Source organism: Rothia sp. HMSC065B04, from assembly GCF_001812285.1.
GTDB lineage: Bacteria > Actinomycetota > Actinomycetes > Actinomycetales > Micrococcaceae > Rothia > Rothia mucilaginosa.
The window spans coordinates 152,779-169,590 of the sequence record NZ_KV808409.1; the positions used below are offsets into that span (position 1 = coordinate 152,779).

General features: G+C 60.6%; 15 protein-coding genes. 8 read left to right on the forward strand and 7 right to left on the reverse strand.

All coding sequences use genetic code 11. The annotated features are described in order from the left end of the window. The first annotated feature begins 44 nt into the window (after positions 1-44). Entirely contained in the window at positions 45-368 is a 324-nt protein-coding gene (locus tag HMPREF2845_RS07220) for a type II toxin-antitoxin system VapB family antitoxin (RefSeq protein ID WP_005507186.1), read from the forward strand. Between the two features lie 124 nt (positions 369-492). Here the strand turns inward: HMPREF2845_RS07220 and HMPREF2845_RS07225 are convergent, their stop codons facing one another. Further along, the gene (locus HMPREF2845_RS07225) at positions 493-1,188 is read right to left on the reverse strand and encodes a TetR/AcrR family transcriptional regulator (protein WP_005509262.1); all 696 of its coding nucleotides are present in this window, start codon (positions 1,186-1,188) and stop codon (positions 493-495) included. A gap of 108 nt (positions 1,189-1,296) precedes the next feature. After that, positions 1,297-2,349: an alpha/beta hydrolase family protein gene (locus HMPREF2845_RS07230; RefSeq protein WP_070634307.1), complete on the reverse strand. Its 1,053-nt coding sequence runs from the start codon at positions 2,347-2,349 to the stop codon at positions 1,297-1,299. 234 nt (positions 2,350-2,583) lie between these two features. Between HMPREF2845_RS07230 and HMPREF2845_RS07235 the strand changes: the two genes are divergently transcribed. The 6 genes from HMPREF2845_RS07235 (at position 2,584) to HMPREF2845_RS07260 (ending at position 9,653) form a co-directional block, all read left to right on the forward strand. After that, positions 2,584-3,312, forward strand: coding sequence for a queuosine precursor transporter (locus HMPREF2845_RS07235; RefSeq protein WP_070634309.1), 729 nt, complete (start codon positions 2,584-2,586; stop codon positions 3,310-3,312). Between the two features lie 107 nt (positions 3,313-3,419). Further along, on the forward strand, positions 3,420-4,874 hold the full coding sequence (locus HMPREF2845_RS07240) for an amino acid permease (protein WP_049346652.1): 1,455 nt from the start codon (positions 3,420-3,422) through the stop codon (positions 4,872-4,874). Between the two features lie 232 nt (positions 4,875-5,106). Then, a complete protein-coding gene (locus HMPREF2845_RS07245; protein WP_070634311.1) occupies positions 5,107-6,612 on the forward strand; it encodes an amino acid permease in 1,506 nt (501 codons plus the stop codon). Positions 6,613-6,957: 345 nt separating this feature from the next. Further along, entirely contained in the window at positions 6,958-7,470 is a 513-nt protein-coding gene (locus HMPREF2845_RS07250) for an acyl-CoA thioesterase (RefSeq protein ID WP_070634313.1), read from the forward strand. 111 nt (positions 7,471-7,581) lie between these two features. Further along, positions 7,582-8,703, forward strand: a complete 1,122-nt coding sequence (locus HMPREF2845_RS07255; protein WP_070634314.1) for a phosphoglycerol transferase — start codon at positions 7,582-7,584, stop codon at positions 8,701-8,703. Between the two features lie 236 nt (positions 8,704-8,939). Further along, positions 8,940-9,653 (forward strand): hypothetical protein, encoded by a 714-nt coding sequence (locus HMPREF2845_RS07260; protein ID WP_070592999.1) that lies wholly within the window; start codon positions 8,940-8,942, stop codon positions 9,651-9,653. 146 nt (positions 9,654-9,799) lie between these two features. On the opposite strand, the gene HMPREF2845_RS07265 is transcribed toward HMPREF2845_RS07260, so the two are convergent. The 5 genes from HMPREF2845_RS07265 to HMPREF2845_RS07285 all read right to left on the reverse strand — a co-directional run bounded on the left by HMPREF2845_RS07265 (position 9,800) and on the right by HMPREF2845_RS07285 (position 15,409). Then, positions 9,800-10,309, reverse strand: a complete 510-nt coding sequence (locus tag HMPREF2845_RS07265; protein WP_070634316.1) for an SRPBCC family protein — start codon at positions 10,307-10,309, stop codon at positions 9,800-9,802. Positions 10,310-10,341: 32 nt separating this feature from the next. Continuing rightward, complete coding sequence (gene tgt / locus HMPREF2845_RS07270) at positions 10,342-11,652, reverse strand: tRNA guanosine(34) transglycosylase Tgt (RefSeq protein WP_070634318.1); 1,311 nt, start codon at positions 11,650-11,652, stop codon at positions 10,342-10,344. A 124-nt stretch (positions 11,653-11,776) separates the two neighbouring features. Next, positions 11,777-12,715 carry a Dyp-type peroxidase gene (locus HMPREF2845_RS07275; protein WP_070634319.1) on the reverse strand — a complete coding sequence of 313 codons (939 nt, stop codon included), beginning with the start codon at positions 12,713-12,715 and terminating at the stop codon, positions 11,777-11,779. Positions 12,716-12,849: 134 nt separating this feature from the next. After that, on the reverse strand, positions 12,850-14,112 hold the full coding sequence (locus HMPREF2845_RS07280) for a glycoside hydrolase family 76 protein (protein WP_070634320.1): 1,263 nt from the start codon (positions 14,110-14,112) through the stop codon (positions 12,850-12,852). 163 nt (positions 14,113-14,275) lie between these two features. After that, positions 14,276-15,409: a pseudouridine synthase gene (locus HMPREF2845_RS07285; protein ID WP_012904179.1), complete on the reverse strand. Its 1,134-nt coding sequence runs from the start codon at positions 15,407-15,409 to the stop codon at positions 14,276-14,278. A gap of 608 nt (positions 15,410-16,017) precedes the next feature. On the opposite strand from HMPREF2845_RS07285, the gene HMPREF2845_RS07290 reads away from it, so the two are divergent. Then, the gene (locus HMPREF2845_RS07290; RefSeq protein ID WP_044150799.1) at positions 16,018-16,602 is read left to right on the forward strand and encodes a TetR/AcrR family transcriptional regulator; all 585 of its coding nucleotides are present in this window, start codon (positions 16,018-16,020) and stop codon (positions 16,600-16,602) included. Positions 16,603-16,812: the final 210 nt, after the last annotated feature.

The following is a 16,812-nucleotide window of genomic DNA, read 5'->3' on the forward strand; positions in this document are numbered from 1 at the left end:
TCCGGGCGCCGCCGAGGCGCCCCATACCTGCAGAAAGCACCACCATGATCTTCAAAAAAGTAGGCGACAGCCGCCCCTACCCCCAGCACGGCATGACCCACGCCGACTGGGGAGGAATCCCGCCGCAGCAGGTACGCCTCGACACCCTCATCACCACCCAAAAAACCCTCAACCTTGAGACCCTACTCGCCGAAGACTCCACCTTCTACGGCGACCTCTTCCCTCACGTCGTCAAATGGGGAGGCGAACTCTACCTCGAAGACGGCGTGCACCGCGCACTGCGTAACGCCCTGCACCGCCGCGCCGTCATGTACGCGCGTGTACTGGACCTGGACTCCATCTCACCGGCGCTACTGCCTGGCGCGTAAAAACCCACCCGAATACAGAAAAAGCCGCGGACCGATGCGAGAAGCATCAGGTCCGCGGCATTTTTGTGACGTATAACTGAGCTACGTTCCGCGGTTCAGGTTCCACGGTTCAGAGGTGCCACGCTTAGGATGCGACCTTCAGGCCCGCCTCCTGCACCGGGGATTGCTCCGGCAGGGACTCCTCGGAATCCAGGCGAACCGGGTTGCCCTCGGCGTCAAAACGCGCGCCCAGGCCCATCTGAATAAAACGGATAGTATTCAGAATCTGACGCTCGCGGGTCTCCTCATCCGGCGCATCCTCCGCGCGACCCGCACTTGAGGAGAGGGAACCGTGTACGAGCATCGCCAGCTCGCGAATGTCGTTCTTCGGAATGTAGTTCTCGGCAATGGCGGCAGAAAGAATATGCGCGAGCACCATCTGCAGCTCGTGAACGTGCTTGCCGAGCTTCGCGTAGGACTCGGGGGAGAGCATGGAGCGCATCGCAGGGCCCGGAGGCAGGTGGCGGCGCGCCAGGTCGTTGATCTGCAAGCGAATGTAGACCGCGAGCTGGTCAATCGGGTTTTCGATGCCCTCCAGGCCGACGCGCAGCTCGTTGAGGAAGCGTTCGGTTTCGTCCAGGGCGTAGGCGACCAGCAGTTCGCCCATGTCGGCGAAGTAGTTGTAGACTGCGGTGCGGCCGATGCCGGCGTTCTTGGCGACGTCGGTCATGGTCAGGCCGGAGAGGCCGCGGTTGTAGAGGATCTCGCCGAAGGAGTTGAGGATGGCGCGCTTGGTGTTTTCGCGCTGGGCGGCGTTGGTTGCTGCAGAAATACGAGGCATAGTGACACTCTACCCCAAATCGTCAGCAAATGACGAATTTATTGAATGTGTCACCAAGAAATTTGCGTAATCCATGCGAATTTTCACAAATATGACAAAAATCAGTCCTCACAAGAACCCCAAACGAGTAGCCGCCGCCAAATCAGCACCCACCAACGACGCAATCGGATACCCCGTATGGCCACGCCCCGGAGTCACCTGCAACAAAGTCCGCGCACCCAAACCCTCGTAGAACGCACTACCCTCCTGCACCGCAATCCGCGCCGACCAACTCCCCTCAGAACTCGTCGCCATACGCCGACGAGCCGACGGCGAACGACCATCCAGCACACCCACATGCCAGCTCATCAACAGGTGCTCATGCGAGGAAGGATTCAGCGCAGCCTGTTCACGCACCCGCACGGGCACGCCGTCAGCGCCGCCGCCACCGATAAAGGTGGCGCCACCTCCACGAATCCACTCAATATCGTGTGACAGCAGCTCGTAGCTGAGGAACTCGGCGCCACCCGAATAGCCCGCAAGCCAGATACGGCTCATATCCACCCCGTACGCCAGGGCAATCTCCTCAATGAGGGCGCGAACCATCCTGCCGTTTGAGCGGGCGCGAACCCACCAGTTGTAGGTCAGCGGAGGCGCATAAGAATCACCATCGGTCAGGCGCGGCTCCCGCAGACTACCCGGCGACAGCACCGGCACCGACAGCATATTGAACTCAGCCGCCACCTGCGCCAGCTCGGCACGCAGGGGGGAAGTTCGGCGCAACAGGCGGCTACCGGCACGCGAGAGATGATCACCATCAAAATAGAACAGCACACCGGGCGCAGACTCAGAATCGGTCAGAAGATACAGGTTATCGACCCGATAGTAGATATTGCGCCCGCGATGCGTAAACGATCGGTAACCGAGCAGCTCAGACGAAGCCAGAAGCACTGGCTCTAGCAGGGAAGCTCCGGTGCGCACGGCCTGCGCCGCATAGGTGAACAGCGGATGCAGACGCGGAATATGCGCGCTCAGCCGCCGCTGGTTACGGTGCCGCCGCCTCCGCACCTGCTGTGAAGAACCCCGTACCGACCGCCGAAGCGAGGCGCGTAGCGCACGCCCCGCCCCCAGCAGGGATACCACCTGCTCAGTGCGGTGAATTCCGTGGCCCAGATTCTTCATACATTTATTGTAAATGTGCGGTCAGGAAGGCTGGCGGGGTGGTCATGAGCGTCCACACTCTTGAACGAAGCCCGTAAACCTGCCGCCGCCACGGCATATAGGTACTATTAGATAGGCTCGGGTGGCAGACGAGCCGGTGAGTAGCGCCCTGCATAGCGCACTCACCCACCACACGTGAGGGCTCGTACCTTACGTGAAGAAACACATCGCATGAAGAAAGACTTGGGGAAAGTAATGGCTAAACCCGTTAGCGAATCTAAGGCTCAGACGAGCACCGTCAAGGTGCCCTGGGCTGGTCGCCGCGGCTACTTTGATCTGCTGCTGGGCGCATCCTGCGTCATCCTGATCATTTCGAATATTGGTGCAACCAAGGGCGTGGAGTTCGGTCCGCTGCCCTTCGAGCTGCCCCTGATTGGCTCGACCATCGTCACCGATGGTGGTTTCTTCCTCTTCCCGCTCGCCTACGTGATTGGCGACCTTCTTTCTGAGGTGTACGGCTTCAAGCGTGCCCGCCGAGCCATTGTGTCGTCCTTCGCCGCGGCTGCTTTTGCCGCCCTATGCTTCCTGCTGATCGTGCACCTGCCCGCTGCGAGCTTCTACAAAGGCCAGGAATCGTTCGAGCAGGTTCTCGGCCCGGTCTGGCAGATTTTTGCGGGTTCCCTGCTCGGTTACCTCTTCGGTCAGACCCTGAACGCCTGGGTCATGGTGGCAATGAAGAAGGCAAGCAAGGGCCGTTTCCTGTGGCTGCGTATGATTGTCTCCACCCTGGTCGGTGAGCTGCTCGATACCGTCATCTTCTGCTCCATTGCGGCACCGGTGCTCGGCATCGACACCATGGAAGCATTCATCAACTACGTACTAATCGGCTATATCTACAAGTGCCTGGTCGAGGTGATCCTCATGCCGATCAGCTACCCGATCATCGGTTGGTTCAAGCGTCACGAACTCGAGTACGTGGCATAAGCTAACCTCCTGACAGCTGATGTGCAGAGCCGCCCGGCCTAACGACCGGGCGGCATTGCCATTTCAGCTTTATTCAATACACAGCATGTCTAAGAAAGAGATACGTTATGTCTAAACTGCAGGGGAACACCCCCGAGCAGTCGGAGAAGAACGACTCGTTGAATCGTTCCCTCTCCCACGGCCAGTTGACCATGATTGCGATGGGCTTGGCGCTGGGTACGGGCCTGTTCCTGGGCTCCTCCTCCGCCATTAAAATTGCGGGCCCCGGCGCAATCCTCTCTTACGCTATTGGTTCGATGATTGCGGCAACCATTGCTGCGTGCGCGGGCGAAATGTCCGTGCGTCACCCCGTCCAGGGCGGTTTCGGCACCATTGCCAGCCGATACCTGAACCCCTTTAGCGGCTACCTGACTCGCTGGGCGTATTGGGCGTGCACCGTGCCGCTGGCCGGTGCTGAGCTGGTGGCGGTTGGCCACTACATGGCGTACTGGTTCCCGGACGTTCCCCTGGCTGTGTTCGTCGCCCTCTTCGGTGCGATTATTCTGGTGCTGAACCTGGTGAGCGTGAAGTCCTTCGGCGCCCTGGAGTTCATGCTCTCTTCGATTAAGGTTTCTGCCGTCATCGTGTTCATGGTGATTGGTGTACTGCTGGTGTTCGTGGGTCTGCCCGGTCACGCTGCGGCGGGTACCGCAAACCTCGTGAACGACGGCGGCTTCCTGCCCAACGGCCCGGCATCCATCTGGATTTCGATGGCTGTTGTCATGTTCTCCTTCGGCGGTGTGGAAATGATTTCCCTCTCCGCAGCGGAGGCGAAGAACCCGGCACGCTCGGTGGCAACCAGCGTGAAGGCAATGATTTGGCGCCTGTCCACCTTCTACGTGGTGTCCATGGCAATTATTCTGTGCCTGGTGCCCTGGCAGACCGCCGCACAGAACTCGGAGCTGACCGAGTCGCCGTTCGTGCTCGTCTTCTCTGAACTGGGTATCCCCTTCGCGGCGGACATCATGAACTTCGTGGTGCTCGTTGCTGCGCTCTCTGGCGCTAACGCCTCCCTGTACGCGGCAACCCGCCTGCTGCACGCCCTGGGCTCTGACCGTATGGCTCCCGCAGTGGCTGCCCGCACCTCCTCGCGCGGCGTACCGGTCGTGGCTCTGCTCATCTCCTTCACCGGCGTTGTCGTGGCGACCGTGATGGCTGTTGCCAAGATTGGCGACATCTTTGCCCTGCTCATGGCGCTGGTGACCCTGTGCATCCTGATCGTGTGGATCATGATTCTGCTGACCTACCAGGCGTACAAGAAGGACCAGAAGGACGCCTCCTCCTTCACCGTGCTGGGTGGCCGCGTCACCGCAGGTCTGGCTCTGGCGGGTGTTCTGGCGACCCTGGCGGCAATGTTCATGCTGCCCGGCTCGGGTGTTCAGGAATCGATCATGGTCGGTATCGTCTTCTTCGTGCTGATTTCTATTGGCTACGCCATCTCGTCGAAGGTTCAGGGCGGTTATGAGCGCCCCGACCTGGACGCTATGCACGCCGACGAGAACACCAGCGCGGCACAGCACTAAATAGCGTGAAAGCCTCGCAAGGCTAAAACATAAAAGGCACCGGATGGGGGAGCACCCCCGTTCGGTGCCTTTTCGCTTCTGCGCTCTAGACGGCGCCGTTCTGAGCGATGTGAGTGTGCCCGTAGAATAGTTAACTATTCGTACCCGTCAACGCGGCTAGAAGCCGCAGAAGCCGGGTGCGAGCACACATTGCACATCACGCCCCTAAGGCGTACTGACGGAAGGCACCTTCGTGTCCCACAACGACGATACCCGCAGCCACGCTGCAGCGGGGACCGCCGGATCGCGCACCCTGAAGCGTTCTCTGTCCCACGGACAGATGACCATGATCGTGATGGGTTCCGCGCTCGGTACGGGCCTCTTCTTGGGTTCGGGCACCGCCATTGCGATGGCTGGTCCCGCGGTCATTCTCACCTACGCTATTGGTTCTGCGCTCGCTTCGGTGATTGGCGCGGCAACCGGTGAAATGGCGGTTCGCTACCCTGTCCGCGGCGGTTTCGGTACTATTGCTACCCGCTACCTGGGCCCCTTCGCGGGCTTTTTGACTCGCATCGCATACTGGACGGCGACTGTTTTGATTGCTGGCGTTGAGCTGGTGTCGGTGGCGACTTACCTGAATTATTGGTGGCCGCAGCTTCCGCTGTGGGCGGGTATTGCCGTGTTTGGTGTGGCGCTGATTGTGCTGAACCTGACCAGCGTGAAGTCTTTCGGCATGCTGGAGTTCTTCCTGTCTTCGATTAAGGTCATTTCGATTATTGCCTTCCTGCTGGTAGGCCTGTGCCTGATTTTCTTCGGCCTGCCCGGTCACGCTGCGGTGGGTACCGCGAACCTCTTCAACGACGGCGGCTTCATGCCGAACGGTCCGCAGTCGGTGTGGCTGTCGCTGGCTGTGGTGATGTTTTCCTTCGGTGGTATTGAGATGATTTCAATCTCTGCTGCGGAGGCGAAGGACCCCTCCCGTTCGGTGCGTTCCTCGGCGAAGGCGATGATGGTTCGTTTGGCGACCTTCTACGTGCTGGCGGTTCTAATTGTTGTGGCTGTTATTCCGTGGCGTTCGGCATCGGGTCTGGGCGACGCTGTGGATGCTTCCCCGTTCGTTCTGGTCTTTGAACAGCTCGGTGTTCACGGTGTGGCACACTTCGTGAACTTTGTGGTGCTGATTGCGGCGCTGTCGAGTGCGAACGCGAACCTGTACGCGGGTGCGCGTCTGCTGCACTCGTTGGCGGCTGACGGTATGGCGCCTCGCCAGCTGGCTCAGGTGAACCGTGCCGGCGTTCCGGCTCGTGCGGTGTGGCTGTCGACCAGCGGCATGGTCATTGCTATTCTGCTGGCGCTGTACAGCCCGAAGGAAGCGTTCCTCTCCATGATTTTTGTGATCATGGTGTGCGCACTGACCGTGTGGGTTCTGATTCTGTTTGCTTACATCGTATATAAGCGTGTTGAGCCTGCAACCAATGGTTTCCGCCTGTGGGGTGGCCAGTTCACCGCGGCGGTTGGCGTTCTGCTGCTCTTCGCGGTGTGGGTTGCGCTCTTCATGGTGCGTGGTTCTATGGTTCCGGCAATTGTGGGCGTGGGCTACTTTGTGGTGCTGAGCCTGCTGTACTTTGCTCGTATCCGCCACACTCACGTGATTGATGAGCAGACCTTCGTGGAGGCTCAGCAGGCAACTGCCGAGTATGACGCCATGAAGTACGACGCTGATCATGCCCTGGAGACTGCGGCAAAGCTGGGCCGTTAAGGTTCTGCAGCTGCCGGGAGGGCCGGTGTTGGGGCCTGCAGAGACTCCAACACAGTAATAAACGAAAAATACGGAAAATTTCTGGAATTCCTCGTAATAAAACCGTAAAAATGCAGTTGGCCCTCAGGACGGGTCTATCATGGACAGTGAACCGTATGATCTTGTATGCGTTCAAATGTCTGTGTGTTGGATGAGGCTCGAAAGCATCGTAGCTTTCGAGCCTCATCGCTTTAACTATCAAATATATTTCTAGCCCCCGAATCATTATCAGCTGATTCATTTGCTGTACCTTGCGGATTCGTACGAATAGCCGCCTCACAGCGGTGGGGGAGTAGAGTTAAAACCATGCAAAGCCACGAAAAGAACCGCGAAAACACCCCCACCTCTGAGGTCGGTACCACCGACGAACTGCTGGTGCACGTACCCGCACGCTGGGGCGATATGGACGCCTACGGGCACGTCAACAACGTTGCCATCCTCTCGGTCATGGAAGAAGCCCGTGTGGCGCTCTTCGGCCCGCCGCCCTCCTCCGGGCAGAAGCCCACCGTGGCACCGCAGCCTCCGATTCCGCTTTTCGACCTGGTTGCCGAGGGCGTGCAGGCGCTTATTGCCGAGCACGGCATCCGCTACCTGGCTCAGCTGCCCTACACCGGTGAGCCCGTACCCGTGCGCCTGAGCGTGGAGAAGGTCAGCGCCGCATCCGTGCGGATTGGCTACTCGATTCTCTCCCCGGTGGACGGCCGCGAATGCGTGCGTGCCTTTACCGTGCTGGCGTTCTGGGATTCGGTTGTGGGGCGTTTGACCCGTCTGAGCCCCGAGCAGCGTGAGCTGTTGAGCTCCTACCTGCCGCAGAAGTAGGGGTAGATACCGGCGCTCCGCTGTAATAAACCGGTCTTGAACGGGGTCAAGCGTATGCTTTAAATACCTTCTGCAAAGGGTGCAAAAGGTTCATTCCCGGGAGAGATAACGATGTCGTTCCACCACACTCAGGCAGACCCCACCGGTTGGGGTCGCCGCACGATGCGCGCCACCGGATGCGCCGCCGCCCTGCTCCTCGCTCTGACCGGCTGCTTCGGCGGTTCTCAGAGCGAAAACTCCTCGTCGACCCCCAGCGCCTCCAGTACGGCTAACCACTCGAAGTACCCGCTTCCTTCCTCCACCGCGTCCCCGACGCCGACGAAGAAGACCGAGCCGACCGTCACCGAGACTCAGGCACCCGCCCCCAGCGAGAGCGCCGAGGCGAAGGCGTCCGATTCCTCCGCACCCGCTGATGCAAAGGCAACCCCCGTCGCGGCAGCAACCCCCACCGGTGACACTCCCCGCGCGCCCGAAAAGGTGGAGGCTGAACGCGCCTCCGCCGGCGAGCGCTGCGGACACATTGGCCGCAAGGGCTACCTGAAGACTGGTGCGGAAATCATGGTGCTGCGCGGTACCGTGGACTGCGCCCACGCCCTGGACGTGCTGACCGAGTACATCACCACCCCGCGTGCCGACGACAACCTGACCGAGCACCAGGTTGCGAAGGTTCAGGACGCCACCTGCTACTGGAACCCGCAGTACGCGATGGCTGAGAACCGTCGCGAGGATCGCGGCGCCCCCGAGTGCACTATCGGTGAGGATGTCGCCTTTGTGGCTCGTCTGGAAAACCCGGATGCTCCCCCGATTCCCTTCCTCATGGAGCCCTCCTACTACGATTCCGGTGCCGGCTATTACCGTTTCAAGAGCGATGACGAGCGCACCCTCTGCGAGCTGAACCCCGCGGATGGAACCCTGGTGTGCGAGCGCCGCACCGGTGAGCAGACCGGTGACGGTAACGGTGCGGTCGGTCGTACTTTTGCCGGTCCGGTGGAGGTGACTCGCATGAACTTCCTGACCGGCGCCAGCGAGGTGAATACCGTGAATGAGTCCTCGGTTCTGCACGGGGAGACCACCACCGCAAACACGAAGATGATGCACACCTGGGATGTGGTGACTGTGCCCGCTGCCGATGGTAATCAGCTGACCTGCTTCGGTGAGATTGAGACTGGCTCGATTAGCTGCCATGACGGAAACGGCCACACTATTCTGGTGCGTGGCAGGCAGGAAGGCTAAGCGCCCGTGCCAGAGGCAATGAGTTGTCAGTGAGCTGTCAATGAGTTGTGAAGAGCTAAGGAGGGGCTTCCGTAATGCCGGGGCACCCCTCCTTATTGCGTTCTTTCCGCTGTGCCCTTTTCCGTTATGCCCAGAGGGTCCACCCTGCGGGTTCCTAAGATGCCGTATAGCTAGCTCACAGGTAGCGTCTTTAGAATGCTGATAGGAACCCGAACCGATGACGCAGAAAGGTCACCATGCATCCGGCACAGAAGCACCAGACTTCTATCCAGGCTCGTTCTACTACCCTCCGCACCGCTAAGCGCTACAGCCCCGTAGCACTCGGTGCCACGCTGCTGCTGGCGCTGTCGGCATGCTCCGGAGGCGCCACTACCGCCTCCCCGAGCGCCACCGCAACCCCTAGCCCCAGCGCTACGAGCGCGAAGGCAACCGCCAGCCCCACCCGCACCGCAACGGTCACTGAAAGCACCCCGACTGCCGGTACCGTGCACACCCCCACCGCGGTGGCTACCGTGAGCCCCGGAACCATCACCACCGCAAGCCCCACGGCAACCGCGCAGGCGAGCGCGGCGTCGAGCCCTTCCGCATCGGCTAAGGCGAATACTTCGGCGAGTGCAGTGGCGAAGGCGTCGAGCACCGCAAGCCTGTCCAACTCGGATGTTCAGTCTGCGGGCGGTAGCTGCGGCAGCATGGACGCTACCGGCTACCTGAAGCACAACGCTACGGTTCAGGTGGCCTCGGGTGCGGTGGATTGCCTGTTTGCGCGTGAGCTGATCCGCCAGTTTGTGGTGCAGAACCCCGCCGAGGTGACCGATAAGGCGAATGGTGAGCGTACCGTCATGTCGGCGCGCTGCTACTGGAAGCCGGGCGACGGCGCGGATCGTGCGACCCCCGAGTGCGTGTCCCTGGATGGTGGTAGCACCGTCATTACCGTGAAGCTGACCAACTAGTTTACGATTCACATCCGGCAGGGCACACCCCAGAAGGTGCACCCGGCAAGGCACGGGTGTTAAACACAAGCGCCGCGTTGACGAATGATTCGTCAACGCGGCGCTTTTTGTCTTGAAGCTATCTCAGGCAGCTGGCGCGGCAGGTTTTAGAGCTCCCCACGTGCGCGGGCGGCGAGTACGTCATCCAGGCGGGCGAAGGTCGAACGCCAGGTGGTGCGCACCTCCTCGTGAACCGAGGCGGGCATGGGGCCAATCTCAATGAGGATGCGGGTACCGGAACCCACGCCGTCGGCGGTAATCACGGTTTCGGGGAAGAAACGGTGACGCTGGTACACCAGCACGCTACCGGGGTTGCCCAGGTGGTCGGGCAACTGCTCGGCGTATTCGAGCTCCTTGAACGGTTCAATGCTCAAAAAGCGGCTCTGCAGAATGCAGGACACCGAGGGGTCAACCTCGTTGATCATGGACAGGCGCTGCATGCCGCCGACGACAGGCTCCACGACAACGTCGGTGGGGCGCACGTGCCAGCCGGCGGGGCCGTACCAGCGGATCAGCAGTTCGGGGTCCAGGTAGGCGCCGAAGACGTCCTCGACCGGGGCTGCGATCTCGTGGTCGAAGACGAGAAGCTCCTCATCGGGAACATGAGTGATGCTCATAGGGTTCTCCTTAAGCGGGTTGAAGAGCGGGTTTAGGGCTTCTTGCCGGAGTAGTAGTTGCCGAGGAATTCGTCACGGTACTCGAAGTAGGTGCCGTCCTTGATGGCTTCGCGGGCGTCGTCCACCATTCGCACGATGAAGCGCTCATTGTGGATGGAGGCGAGGGTCGCCGCCAGACGCTCGTCCGCCTTGAAGAGGTGACGCAGGTAGGCGCGGGTGTAGTGGGTGCAGGTGTAGCAGTCGCAGCCCTCGTAGATGGGCGAGAAGTCCGCCTTGAAGCGCGCGTTGGTGATGTTGTAGCGGCCGGTGGGGGAGTAGACGGCGGCGTTGCGTGCCACGCGGGTGGGGGAGACGCAGTCGAAGGTGTCTACACCGTTTTCTATGCCGACGAAGATGTCGTCGGGTTCGGAGATTCCGAGCAGGTGGCGGGGCTTGGATTCGGGTAGCTCTTCGGCGCACCAGCGCACGATGGTGCCGAGGTTTTCCTTCTCGAGCGCACCACCGATGCCGAAGCCGTCGAAGGGCATAGAACCGAGGTTCTGGCATGCCTTGCGGCGCAGGTCCTCGTACTGTGCACCCTGAATGACGCCAAACAGTGCCTGGTAGGGCTTGCCCACGCGTTCAGTGGTCAGGCGCTGGTGCTCAGCGATGCAGCGCAGCGCCCACAGACGGGTGCGTTCGAGCGCCTCCTCCTGGTAGCCGCGGGAGTTGTAGAGGGTGGTCAGCTCGTCGAAGGCGAACATGACGTCGGCACCAATCTGGTGCTGAACCTGCATGGACACCTCGGGAGTGAAGCGGTGAATCGAGCCGTCAATATGCGACTTGAAGTTCACGCCGTCGTCGTCAATGTGGGCGAGGCGTTCCTTGCCCTTCGCCACGTCGTCGTCGCCGAGGGGGCGGCCGTCGGCGCCCTTAGCGTCCGCGACGGTACCCATATCGATAACCTTCTTGAAGCCGGAGCCCAGGCTCATGACCTGGAATCCGCCGGAGTCGGTGAAGGTGGGTCCGTCCCAGTTCATGAATGCGCCCAGGCCGCCTGCCGCGTCGAGGATTTCGGGGCCGGGCTGCAGGTACAGGTGGTAGGCGTTGGAGAGCAGAGCCTGAGCGCCGAGCTCCTTCATGGATTCGGGCAGGACCGCCTTGACGGTTGCCTTGGTGCCCACGGGGGTGAAGGCGGGGGTCTGGATCTGTCCGTGCGGGGTGGTGATGACACCGGTGCGTCCGCGGAACTGTCCGCCGTTGGCTTCTACACGTTCAGCGCTGGGGGAGGCGGTGTCCGCCAGGCGGCTGGTGATGGTGAAGCCAAAGTCCTCGGTAGGGAAAGAATTATCTAGAACGCTCATTCTTCTCTCGATTGTTTGCTTTCCGTCTGAATGTCTACACCCTAGCCTACCGGAAAACCCCGCCTCTCTTGCCGGAGGCGGGGTTCACGAGAATTTAGCTGAGGGTAGCTGGGTTTAGCTCGCCTTAGCCGGCGAAGTCGCCGAGCATATCCACAGTCGGCACGAAGAAGAGGGTGCCGGTCACCGCAGTGCTGAAATCCAGCAGACGGTCGTAGTTGGCGCCATCCACGCCGGTGAACATGTTCATGAGCATCTTCCGGACGGTCGAGAAGGTGCTGGCGTAGCAGATGAAGTAGGTGCCCAGCTCGTTGTTACCCACGGTGCCGAAGGGCATGTTGTCGCGAATAACCTTGAAGTCGTCACCGATATTGGCGATAGCGGAGTGCGAGTTGGTGGGCTTCTCGTCCTCGCTCATCTCGATGTCGTCGTGCTTGGAGCGGCCAATGACCTTCTCCTGCTCGGAGACGGGCAGGGCGTTCCACGCGGTCATGTCGTGGATGTACTTCTGCACGAACTGGTAGCTGCCGCCCCTGTACATGGGGTCGCTGTCACCGATGATGCCGAAGTATTCGCGCGCCGCGGGGGTCTGCGGGTTCTCGGTGCCGTCGACAAAACCGATGATGGAGCGGCCGTCCCAGTAGCGGAAGCCGTGCACCTCATCCAGTACCTCAGCAATATCGCGCAGTGCCGCGGTAATAGCGGACGCCATATCGTAGGCGACGGACGGCTGAGTCGCGCGGATATGGAAGTGCAGATCGCCGGGAGTGGACACCGCGGTGTGCTTATGGCCCCTAATCTCCTCGAACTCCACGAGCTCCTGAGGCAGTGGCTTGGGCAAATCCAGGGTCAGCCACGCGCTGTGGCTGATACCCAGCACAATGCTGGCGTTCTCGGGTGAGTAGCGGTTCGCGGCGGTGTGGTTGAGGTTAATGACGAGCCCGCAGAGGTTCTGGAACCCCTCAATGAGCGCGTCCTGGGAGACGCCGTCCTTGAACTTCCACACCATGAAAATGGTGTTAGCGTTCGGGCTGGCAGTGACCTGTTGTGATTCTGAAGCAAGCATAAAATTCACCGTACGCCTGTGCGCACACCCCTGCAATGAATCCAGCCCTAACCTTCTGCGCTGCTGGGAGAACGCACCGCTGGGAGAAGATTAGGGCTGGGGATAAAGAACAGCAGGGTTTTAGAAGCCGTACTTTAGAAACTGTGGGAGGCAAGGTACCGCGCATGCGCCAGACGCGCCGCCGTCTCAAAAATAGTCCACGCCTGCACCTGAGCGGACAGCTCCACCGGCGCGCCGGGCTTCACAACCTTGCTCATCGGCTCGGTGAACCGCGGGGAGAACTGCACGAGCGCCTTACCGCGAATCTCATTCGGGTCAATGCCGTACTCATTCATCGGCAGGTCGGGGTCAAACTCGCGGCGACCCTCCCACAGGGCGCGTGCGGTCGAGTACACCAGGGTCGAGGCGAGCGCTCGCGCCTCATCACTAAGCAGCGGCGAGGATGCCGCCATGCCCAGGTAGCGCACGAGAATGCCGGTGAACAGGCCGCCGTCGCCGTCACCGTGAGAGACGAGGATGCGGCGGCGAGCACCGGAGAGGAACTCCACCTCTTCGGTCATGTGCTTGACGATACCGACGATGAGGCGCTCGGCGCGCTCGGCAGGATCCACCTCGCAGGGCACACCGGATGCCGCCAAACTCAGCAGCGCACCCAGGGCGGTTCCCTGGTTGTAGGTGAATTCGCCGCGCTCGTACTCGTACTCGTCGCCGCGCACGTTCACGCCGTCAATATAGAGCGAACGTTCTGCATTCCAGAGAGTTTCGTTCATCCAGTCCATCAGCGCTGCGGCAGTCTTCGGGTCGCCCGCCCGCACATACGCCAGAGCAGTCGGCGCGGTCGCCGCAGCATTCACAAAATCACGCTTGGACTTGCGCCAACTCATGCCACCCACCGGGGAGAAACCCTTCGCCAACTGCTCGAAAAGAGCCGCGCCAGCATCCTGGGCGGCGACATCATTCGCGCCGGTCAGCTCAATGCAGAAGGAGTTCATGCGGCCCACCGCGAGGGTCAGCCACGCCATATCGTCAAAGTAGTCGTTCGCGAAGCGGCCGTAATTACGCACGTTAATGCCGCGCAACAGCGCGCGGGCACGGTGCAGCTCCTCCTGGGCGGCAGTAATATCGCCCTCGCGCAGGTGACGCTGACCGGCATCAATCACACAGTCCAGCAGGTGCGCCTGCCACCAGTAGTGCCAAGCGTTCAGGCGCTGGCTCAGCGGGCGCGGGTCGGGCACCTGCACCGAACCGATGAGGGCGCCGGGCACGCCGAGGATGCGGTGCACGAAGGTGTCGGTGACGCTGGCGGCTGCGGCAGCGGCATGCGAGGAGGTGCGCTCGGCGTACTCGCTAATCGACTCCAGAGACTGCGCGTTGTGGGAAGACGGCTGGGAATTCATGGACCCTCTGTAGTTGCGGTGAAGTATTACGTCTGAAATTATCCCACTTTTTGCCCTCTGAACGCCCGGACGCTGTGGGCGGGCTCTCGGGTGTGACCCCTTTTCGAGAGCCCGCCGAGAAGATGCACCGCAGGGAACGGGATGAACGCCACTCAAAAACGGGTTAGGCGGCGGCAACCAGCGAGCGGCCGCTGTACAGGTCCACCCGCTCACCGGTGATGGGGTGTTCAAAGTGCAGGCTGTACGCCAGTAGCTGCAGCGGGTACTCGGGGCGGTCGGGTGCGTCGGGGAGTACCTGCGGATAGAGTACATCGCCCAAAATGGGGGAACCGAGCATATTCAGGTGCGCCCGCAGCTGGTGCGTCTTGCCGGTGTGAGGCGCCAAATCATAGAGCGCCCATTCTCTATTCGGTTCCGCGCGCCAGCCCTCAACCGCCTGCGCGCTCGGGGTGAAAGTCTGCAGAATCTTCGCGGTCGTGAGCGTATTCGGCTCCACGCCCTGCGCCGCGCACTGCTCCTCAGAAAGCTGCTGAACCTGCAGCTGGTCGCGAATCTTCTGAATATGTGAACGCACCTGTAGCCCCTCCGCACTCAGCGCCCGCTCGGCGGCGGCGGGGTCAGCGGGAACCGGCGCCACGGCGCGGTAGGTCTTCGACACCCGACGGTGCTGAAACATCATCTGGAAGGGGCGGCGCGCCTCCACGGTCTTAGCAAAAAGTAGCACGCCCGCGGTCGGGCGGTCCAGGCGGTGAATCGGAATCAGCAGCGGGTTCTGCTCACGCACCCGCAGCTTGGTCAGCGCGGTCTGCGCAATATAAGCACCGCGCGGGGTGGTCGGCAGAAAATGCGGCTTATCAATCGCCAGCACGTGCTCGTCCTCGTAGAGCACCGGCATATCGGAGGGTAGCTCCGGCTCATCCGCAAGCTCGCGGAAGTACCAGATGCGCTCACCCGGCATGTAGGGGCTATCGCTGGTCAGCACCGTGCCGTCATCCAGGCGCACCTCGCCGGTATTAAAGCGGGCGTGAATAATCTGCGGGTCGTTCGGGTAGAAACGCGCAATCAGATAATCCGCGACGGTCGTCGGGGTGGTGCTGGTCGCGGAGCTACCGTTTGGGGCAAGCTCGGCGGGGAGCTCCTCTAGGTGCGGCAGAATCAGCTGAATCGGGTCAATGCCGTTCTTCTGTGCCAGCGGAGGGGTCAGGAGGCGGCGGTGTGTGCGGCGTGCAGGCTTCGCCTGGTAGTTTGCGCCGGGCTGCGTACTGGGCTGCGTGCGGGTGGTGTTCTGTGCGGGCATGGCTCTACTCTACCGCCTGAGCTCTAGTGTCTGGGCAGGGCAGAATTGGGGCTGAACATATGCGAGCCGAACTGGCTGCACTGAGCTGTGTACGGGTGGGGCTGTGTGCGGGTGGGGGCGGGGGAAATATTAACGTGGGTTTGGGTGTGGGGTTGCGAAATTTTGATTTGTCTGACACTCATGAATGCTTGTGTGAATGTGTGGGTGAGAAAACGAAAACTTCACAAATTTTTGAAATTATTGGACATTTAATTTAAAAAAACTGCATTAATTTTACAAAAAACAGCATTTAGGTGCGATATTTTCGAAAATGCTGTCAAATCAGGAATCAATAATCCTCAATTTAGACCCTGTGGTTTTTCTAATTATAAAAGATGTAAAGCAAGTAAAGACCTGCTAACCTGGGCATCCTACGTCATAAACGCCTTAATAAAAGCTGGAAACAGCCTTAAAGCGGTACGATTAAGGCACAGAAGTTCGAAATGTCGGACGAAGGGGTCGAAATGGGACAGAAACAGCGCAAGGATGCAGAGATTAAAGGAACAGCCCCGATGACAGCGATGCAATCGGACAATTCTAAAACACCGGAAAATAAAGCAGGAGAGGTTATGGAACATTCACAAAAGAATGCAGAGCCTCGTACCGGTGCCCTGCGCATGGAACCGCACGAACGCGAAGAGCAAATTCTGAAAATTGCTGCAGAACATTTCACTCGCCGCGGCGTGCTGGGTGCCTCCATGAGCGCTATCGCTCGCGATGCCGGCATCACTCGTGCCCTGCTTTACCACTACTTCCCCGGCAAGGACTCCCTGGCTGCCGCCGTCACTCGACGCGAAGCCAAAGCGGTCCTCGAAGCCCTGGGCGAGCATCACGAAAACCCCGAAGAGGCCCTGCGCAATGCACTGCGTACGTACTTCCTCGTCGTAGCCGGTGTCCCCACCCCCGGTGGGGAGGACTTCCCGAACAACCCCACCGACTACCTCGAATGGATGCTCAAGCGTACCGGCATGCCGATTAACGACCGCACCCGCGTCATTCTCGGTGGTTGGTTGCAGCTCGTCGACTACTTCGCCCTGCACGTCGTGCAGCTCAACCCCCGCGATCAGCGCACCGTTCGCTCCCGCGGGCTCGGGCTCGAAGAAGCTATCGACCTGTGCCTGGGCGCTGTGGACACCCTCACCGGCGGCTACTAGTCGCCGTAAGATGTGACAGGTCAACGTAGGACTTCCCGCTCCGATGTTTGGTTATGTGCTCCACGGCAAAGGCGACGTGGACATCCGGGCGGTTATTCCTCCGCCGCGCCGCATGCGACGTGGCGGACTCCGGGAACACCACCCGGATCGTGAGTAGGGAAACATAATGCCCCGCACCCCCTTGACGAGGGTGTGGGGCATTATGCTGCT